Genomic DNA, 7,235 nt, shown 5'->3' with positions numbered 1-7,235 from the left:
AAGCGCGTTCCAGACAGCCTTTTCTAAAACTGCAAGATGTCAGTAAAGCCTTTGACACGGGGAGAGCGCCAGGGTTCACCAGAATCCCTTCCAGAGAGTTGGGGCTGCCCCTTTGAAGCGGTCCTGGTCGCGCGAGCGCCTGGGCTCTCTGCTGGCCCCATGTTCGGGGCACAACTCGGACCTCCACATGCGCCCGCTCCCAAGGAATTCAGATGAGAAAACTGCTGCCCCTGAGCCTGATCCCGGCCCTCGCGCTCGCCAGTTGCAACACTACCCCTCCTCCCCGGACGTATGGCGTCGCCCCCATGCCCGAGGCCAGCAGCCCGTATAGCCCGCAGTGCCAGTACATCACCATCAAGACCAGCCAGGGTGGGCAAGGCACCCGGCCCCTTTTGGTGGATGGGCAACCCCTGCTCACGCCGGGCATCATCCTGTCCGAGTCCTACCCCCGCCGTGCCCCGCCGGTCACGGTCACCGCCCACTGCCTGGTGAACCAGCCTGGCACGCGCCCCGGCGACGCCGACCACCTCAAGGTCACGGGTACGTCCACGGCCACCTTCACCAACGAGCTCAATATTTACGTCGGATCCTCGGAAGGCAGCACCCTCCAGGACGCCTACGCCGCCACCCACACCACCAGCGGCATCTTCCCCATCATCCACAGCCGCTAGGCCCCCGCCCCTGCCCGTTCTTTCACCTCATGATTGGACCAGGGCCAGGGACACTTCTCAGCGGCAGTCAGCCGAGGCCCGTCAGAACCACGCCTCCTGCATCTCCAGCGTCGTGGGGTCCGCGCTCGCCAAGAGGTCCGCGTGGGCCTTGACCTTCGGCAGCTCATGCACGGCGAAGAAGCGGGCCGCGTGCAGCTTGCCCCGGTAAAAGTCGGCGCCCTCACCCCGCGCCTCCGGCAACTTGCGGGCCGCCACTGCCGCCTGCCGCAGCCACATCCAGCCCACGACCGTGTGCCCCAGCATCTCCAGGGCGCTGTGGGCATTGGCGAGGAAACGGTCGGGGCCGAGGGCGGGGGCCTGGGCCAGGAGGCCGCGCAGGGCCGCCGTGCTCTGGGCGACCGCTGTGGCGAGCGCGGCGCGAATCTCGGCCACGCCCTCCAGGTCCCCGGAGGCCGTCAGGTCCGCCGACATCCGCTCCAGCAGCACCGTCAGGCCACGCCCGCCCGATTGGGTCACCTTGCGCCCCAGCAGGTCGAGGGCCTGAATGCCCTCCGTACCCTCGTGGATGGGGTTGAGGCGGTTGTCGCGGTAGTACAGCTCGACCGGGGAGTCGCGGGTGTAGCCCGCCCCGCCCATGACCTGGATCGCGTCGCTCAGGGCCTCCTGGCTGTACTTGCTGGGCCAGGATTTGACGATGGGCGTCAGCAGGTCGAGCAGCAGCCCGGTGTCTGCCCGCTCCTCCTCCGGCCCGGTGTGCAGGTCGTCCACCAGCGAGGAGGCGTAGAGGCCCAGCGCGAGGCCGCCCTCCACGAAGCTTTTTTGCCGCAGCAGCATCCGGCGCACGTCGGGGTGCCCGGTGATGGGCACGGGCTCGGCGTGCGGGTCCTTGTTGCCGGGGAGGCGGCCCTGCCGCCGGTCGCGGGCATATTCCAGGCTGGCGAGGTACCCCGCGTAGCCCAGCATCACCGCGCCCATGCCGACGCCGATGCGGGCCTCGTTCATCATGCGGAACATCTGCGCGAGGCCCTGTCCGGGCTCGCCCACGAGCTCGCCCACCGTCTCGCCGCCCTCCCCGAAATTGAGCAGCGTGTTGGTGGTGCCCCGGTACCCCATCTTGTGATTGAGGCCCGCCAGGACGACGTGGTTGGACTCGCCAGGCTGTCCATCCGGGCCCACCCGGTAGCGCGGCACGATAAAGAGCGAGATGCCCCTGACCCCCGCCGGAGCACTCTTGATCCGCGCCAGGACGAGGTGGACGATGTTCTCCGAGAGTTCGTGTTCGCCGCCCGAGATCCACATCTTGGTGCCGGTGATCGCGTAGGTCCCGTCCTCTTTCGGCGTGGCCGTCGTCGTGATGTCGGCCAGCCCGGAGCCCGCGTGCGGCTCGGAAAGGGCCATCGTGCCGAACCAGCGGCCCTCCAGCAGCGGCGTGAGGTACTTCGCCTGCTGCTCCTCGGAGGCAAATTCACGCAGCAGGTTGGCGTTCCCGATGGTCAGGAAGGGGTACCCGCTGGTCGAGATGTTGGCCGCCTGAAAGTGCGCCTGCACCGCCTGCATGACCACCCAGGGCAGTTGCAGCCCACCGAGCTCCTCGTCGTGATGGGCACTGAAAAAGCCCGCATCCCGGAAGGCCCGCATCGCGCCCTCCATCTGGGGGGGCAGCTTCACCTTCCCGTCCACGACGTGCGGCTCGTGGAGGTCCGCCTCGCGCAGGTGGTTGGCGAAGTAACGCTCGGCCACGCTGTAGGCGAGGTTCAGCACGTCGTCGTAAACCTCGCGCGAGTGCTCGGCGAAGCGGGGGCGCGAGGGCAGCGCGGCGGTGTCGAGCACTTCATACAGCTGGAACTGGAGGTCGCGGCGGGACAGGAAGGGGGCCATGTGGGGAACTCCTTTCAGGGCGCAGACACAGACAAGCAGAGTGTCCGTGAACGTCAACTGTGAACGCTGGCGTTTACTATAGGGCGGGACCTGGAGAGGTGGAATGCCCTTTCCGGGTCGAACGAAGTGAGTGCCCCGTGCAAAGGGCGGCGCGAACTGGAAGTGCTGTCCGAGAGTCGCAGCGACGGAGTGGAGCGCCGCCCGAGGGCACGTTCAGACCCCTTCTTCCCCGTCCCACCGGAGGTTTTTCATGCGTGCCGTGACCTGCACCGCCTTTGCCGAACCCGAAGCCCTCAGCGTCCAGACCGTCCCCGACCCCATCCCCGGCCCCGGCGAGGTGGTGCTGAAGGTGGAGGCGGCGGGCGTGAACTACCCCGACGCCCTGATGGTGATGGGGCAGTATCAGGTCAAACCGCCCCTGCCCTTCACGCCGGGGGCGGAGGCCGCCGGGACGGTTGCGGCCGTGGGTGAGGGCGTGAGCCATGTGCAGGTGGGGCAGCGGGTCGCCGCGTTCACCGGGACCGGAGCCTTCGCGGAGATGCTGCTCGCCCCCGCCAATGCCGTGATGCCGCTGCCCGACGGGGTGAGCACGGAGGTCGCCGCCGGGCTGCCCCTGGCGTTCGGCACGACCATGCACGCGCTGGTGGACCGGGCCAACCTCCGGGAGGGCGAGACGCTGCTCGTGCTGGGCGCGGCGGGAGGGGTGGGCCTCGCGGCCGTCACCATCGGCAAGGCGCTGGGCGCCCGGGTGATCGCGGCGGCGAGCAGCGAGGAGAAGCTCGCCCTCTGCCGCGAGCACGGGGCCGACGGGACGCTGAACTACAGCTCGGAGGACCTGCGCGAGCGGGTCAAGGCTCTGACGGGCGGGAAGGGGCCGGACGTGATCTTCGACCCGGTGGGCGGCGACTTCGCGGAGGCCGCCTTCCGGTCGATCGGCTGGGGCGGGCGGTACCTCGTGGTGGGGTTCGCGGGGGGCGGCATTCCGAAACTGCCGCTGAACCTGCCGCTGCTCAAGGGCGCCTCGCTGGTGGGCGTGTTCTGGGGCGAGTTCGCCCGGCGCGACCCCCGCGCCAACGCCCGCAACCTCGCCCGGCTGCTGGGGTGGGTGGCAGACGGCACGGTGCGGCCGCTGGTGAGCGCACGCTACCCGCTGGAGCGCACCCCGGAGGCGCTGCGGGCGCTGCTGGAGCGGCGGGTCACCGGGAAAGTGGTCGTCGCCCCTTGACTGGTCGTCACCCCTTGACCCCGCTGACCTTCTACACGACCGCCGAACTCGCGCGGGAGGCGGGCGTGACCCGGCGCACGGTGATGCACTACGCCGACCTCGGGCTGCTGACCCCCGATCAGGTGACGGCCTCGGGGCGCTCGCTCTACGGTCCCTACGCCCTGCGGCTGCTGCGCGACGTGCTGGACCTGCGGGCGCTGGGGGTGCCGCTCGACGAGGCCCGCGACATGGTGACCCTGCGCCGCGCCACCCATACCCTGGACGGCACCTACCGCCGCGACTGGACCCGCGCCGACATCCCCCTCTCGGACGAGCAGTTGCGGGTGGTCCACGCCCGGCTGCGCCTCTTGCAGGAAGCCTACGCCCGGCAGGCCGAGGGCCTGGCCCGCTTCGACCGCTGGCTCACCAAGCGCTTTACCGGAGGCGAGGTGGAGCCGCTGGACCCGGAGGCCCTGGAGGAGGAGACACTGGACGGGGAGGTGCGGCAGGAGGAGGGCTAGCCCCGCCCGCCCTGGCCTACACTCTCCCGGTGACTTCTGGCCCGGCCTCTCCCCCGTCCCCCCGCAGCAGCGAACTTGGCCCCCTGGTGCGGCTGGCGGGCCCGGTGATCGTGTCGCAGTTCGCGGCCAACGCGCTGACGCTGATCTCGACGGCGGTGATCGGGCGGCTGGGCACCCCGGAACTCGCGGCGGCAGCCTACGCGAACGCGGCCTACTACCTGCTGTTCCTGATTCTGACCGGCATCATGCTGGCGGTGGGGCCACGGGCGGCGCAGGCGCATGGAGCGGGGAATCCGGCGGGCGTGGCGCTGACCCTGCGCGGGGGGCTGCGGCTGGCCCTGGGCCTGACGGCGGTCGCCNCCTACTACCTGCTGTTCCTGATTCTGACCGGCATCATGCTGGCGGTGGGGCCACGGGCGGCGCAGGCGCATGGAGCGGGGAATCCGGCGGGCGTGGCGCTGACCCTGCGCGGGGGGCTGCGGCTGGCCCTGGGCCTGACGGCGGTCGCCCTGCCGCTGATGTGGGGCATCGCGGCGGCCTTGCCCGGCCTCGCGCCCGAGGGCGTGCGCGGCGACCTCGCGGCGAGTTACCTGCGGCTCTACGCGCTGGGAATGCTGCCGGTCCTCGCGTTCGTGGCGCTGCGGGGAGCGCTGGAGGGGACCGGGCAGCCCCGCATGGTCACGGTGACGGCGCTGAGCGGGGTGGCGGTGGTGGCCTTCCTGAGCCCCGCGCTCGCCTTCGGGTGGGGACCGCTGCCCGCGCTGGGGCTGCCGGGAGCCGCCGCCGCGAGTGCCCTGACCGCCTGGGGAATGGCGCTGACCCTGCTGCCGGTGGCGCTGCGGCGCTTTCCCGCCGCGCCGGGGAGCCGGGTGGGGCCAGAGGTGGGGGCGCTGCTGCGCCTGGGCTGGCCCATCGGCCTGACCCTGGGGGCCGAGGGGGGCATGTTCAGCGTGACCTCGCTGCTGATGGCCCGTTTCGGGGCCGAGGCGCTCGCGGCGCACAACGTGGCGTTGCAGGTCATCACGGCGGTGTTCATGGTGCCGCTGGGACTGTCCACGGCCACCGGTATCCGGGTGGCGCAGGCGGCGGGCGGCGGCGAAACGGGCCGGGTCCGCCGCGCCGGGCTGACCGGCATCGGGCTGGCAGCAGGAGTCATGCTGGCCTTTGCCGCGCTGGAACTGCTGGCGCCCCGGCTGGTGCTGGGCGTGTTCGTGGACGCCCGGGACCCGGGCAACGCGGCGCTGCTGGCGACCGGGGCGGGCCTGCTCGCCATCGCCGCCCTGTTCCAGACGGTGGACGGGGTCCAGGTCACGGCGAACGCGGCGCTGCGGGGCCTGCAGGACACCCGCGTGCCGCTCCTGATCTCGCTCGCGTCGTACTGGGGGGTGGGCCTGGGGGTGGGGTCACTGCTGGCCTTCGGGCTGGGGCTGGGGCCGCGCGGACTGTGGTTCGGGCTGACGGCAGGGCTGGTCACAGCGGCGGCGGCGCTGCTGTGGCGGTTTCTGCGGCGCAGCGGCAGGCTGGCGCGCCAGACCTGAAAGTGTGAAGGTCGGGGGGGCCACCACACCCTAGTCATCAAGCTTTTCGTCAGGTTCGTGAGAGTATGCTGCCCCCCATGAAAGTTCTGGTGACCGGCGGCGCCGGGTATATCGGCAGCACGGTCTGTTCGGCCCTGGAGGACGCAGGGCACACTCCGGTCGTCCTCGACTCGCTGGTGACGGGGCCGGAAGCCTTCACGCGGGGCCGGGTCTTTTACCGGGGGGACGTGGCCGACGAGGGCCTGGTGCGCCGCATCTTTGCCGAGCATCCCGAGATCGCGGCCACCCTGCATTTCGCGGCGCTGATCGTGGTGCCCGAGTCGGTGGCGCACCCGGCCCGCTACTACCGCGAGAACGTGGTCGCCAGCCTGACCCTGTTCGAGACCCTGCAGGCGCTGGGGCAAACGCGGGTGGTCTTCAGCTCCAGCGCGAGCATCTACGCCTCGCCCGCCGACTTCCGGGTCACCGAGGCCAGCCCGCTGCAGCCGCTGAGTCCCTACGCCCGCTCCAAGCGGATGACCGAGGAGATGCTCGAAGACCTGTGCGGAGCGCCCGGCAGCGGACTGCGCGGCATCGCGCTGCGGTACTTCAACCCGCTGGGCGCCGACCCCCGGCTGCGCACCGGGCCGTACCTCGCCGAGCCCTCGCACATCCTGGGACGGCTGGTCGCGGCCTCGCAGGGGCGGCAGGCGGCCTTCGAGATCACCGGCACCGATTACGCCACCCGCGACGGCACCGGGCTGCGCGATTACATCCACGTCTGGGACCTCGCGCTGGCGCACGTGGCGGCGCTGGACGGCTTCGACGCGGCCTTTGCGCGGGCGGCCGCGACCGGGCCGGACCCCCGGGGGTATCTCCCGATCAACGTGGGCACCGGGCGGGGCGTGACCGTGCGGGAACTGGTCACGGCCTTCGGGGAGGTGTCGCCCACGCCGCTGAGCGTGCGCGACGGCCCGCGCCGTCCGGGCGACAGTGCCGGGGCCTACGCCGACATCACCCGCGCCCGCGAACTGCTGGACTGGGCGCCCCGCCACACCACCGCCGAGGCGCTGGCCTCTGCTCTGGCCTGGGAAGCGGTGCGGGCCGAGCGGCTGAAACAGGCCACTGCGCGGGCGGAGCGCTGAGTGCCGTGCCGACTGAGGCTGACCCGACGCCCCAGCCCGGCGTGACGTGATCCCGGTGCAAGAGGTCCGGTCCCGGTCCCGCAGCCCGGCGCCCACCGTGCCCGTCCGGGTGTGGCTGCGGCTGCTGCGGTACGCCGCGCCCGTGGCGGCGGGCGTGCTGCTGTGGTCCGCGCTGAACACACGCGGGACTCCGCTCGAGCAGCTGCACAGCGTCCTGTGGCTGTGGGCCATCGCCGCTGTACTGGCCCTGCGGCTGGGCCGGGGAACAGGGGGGCGCCGCTCGCCGCTGCCGCCGCGCT

The 7,235-nt window shown here is 71.6% G+C and carries 7 protein-coding genes; 6 read left to right on the top strand and 1 reads right to left on the bottom strand.

The features are described from left to right. The first annotated feature begins 212 nt into the window (after positions 1 to 212). Positions 213 to 671: a hypothetical protein gene (locus tag QOL99_RS13245; RefSeq protein WP_285524497.1), complete on the top strand. Its 459-nt coding sequence runs from the start codon at positions 213 to 215 to the stop codon at positions 669 to 671. A gap of 81 nt (positions 672 to 752) precedes the next feature. On the opposite strand, the gene QOL99_RS13240 is transcribed toward QOL99_RS13245, so the two are convergent. Further along, positions 753 to 2,549, bottom strand: coding sequence for an acyl-CoA dehydrogenase (locus QOL99_RS13240; RefSeq protein WP_285524495.1), 1,797 nt, complete (start codon positions 2,547 to 2,549; stop codon positions 753 to 755). A 250-nt stretch (positions 2,550 to 2,799) separates the two neighbouring features. On the opposite strand from QOL99_RS13240, the gene QOL99_RS13235 reads away from it, so the two are divergent. From QOL99_RS13235 to QOL99_RS13215, 5 genes are all read left to right on the top strand, one after another. Beyond that, positions 2,800 to 3,774, top strand: coding sequence for an NADPH:quinone oxidoreductase family protein (locus tag QOL99_RS13235; protein WP_285524494.1), 975 nt, complete (start codon positions 2,800 to 2,802; stop codon positions 3,772 to 3,774). Between the two features lie 23 nt (positions 3,775 to 3,797). Beyond that, positions 3,798 to 4,274, top strand: a complete 477-nt coding sequence (locus tag QOL99_RS13230; RefSeq protein ID WP_407650186.1) for a MerR family transcriptional regulator — start codon at positions 3,798 to 3,800, stop codon at positions 4,272 to 4,274. A gap of 29 nt (positions 4,275 to 4,303) precedes the next feature. Beyond that, a complete protein-coding gene (locus QOL99_RS13225; protein WP_407650185.1) occupies positions 4,304 to 5,812 on the top strand; it encodes an MATE family efflux transporter in 1,509 nt (502 codons plus the stop codon). Between the two features lie 77 nt (positions 5,813 to 5,889). Further along, positions 5,890 to 6,936, top strand: a complete 1,047-nt coding sequence (gene galE, locus QOL99_RS13220) for a UDP-glucose 4-epimerase GalE (protein WP_285524491.1) — start codon at positions 5,890 to 5,892, stop codon at positions 6,934 to 6,936. Positions 6,937 to 6,982: 46 nt separating this feature from the next. Further along, positions 6,983 to 7,235 (top strand): hypothetical protein (locus tag QOL99_RS13215; RefSeq protein WP_285524490.1); only part of this gene is annotated, 253 nt, incomplete at its 3' end.

The organism is Deinococcus rhizophilus (assembly GCF_030271215.1).
Taxonomy (GTDB): Bacteria; Deinococcota; Deinococci; order Deinococcales; family Deinococcaceae; genus Deinococcus; species Deinococcus rhizophilus.
Note: the sequence above shows the minus strand (reverse complement) of the source record. Positions and strands in the feature narration are given on the sequence as shown.

Excerpts from the sequence above, each read along its gene's own strand:
- QOL99_RS13245 (WP_285524497.1), top strand. The coding sequence starts at position 213 with ATGAGAAAACTGCTGCCCCTGAGCCTGATCCCGGCCCTCGCGCTCGCC.
- QOL99_RS13240 (WP_285524495.1), bottom strand. The coding sequence starts at position 2,549 with ATGGCCCCCTTCCTGTCCCGCCGCGACCTCCAGTTCCAGCTGTATGAA.
- QOL99_RS13235 (WP_285524494.1), top strand. The coding sequence starts at position 2,800 with ATGCGTGCCGTGACCTGCACCGCCTTTGCCGAACCCGAAGCCCTCAGC.
- galE (WP_285524491.1), top strand. The coding sequence starts at position 5,890 with ATGAAAGTTCTGGTGACCGGCGGCGCCGGGTATATCGGCAGCACGGTC.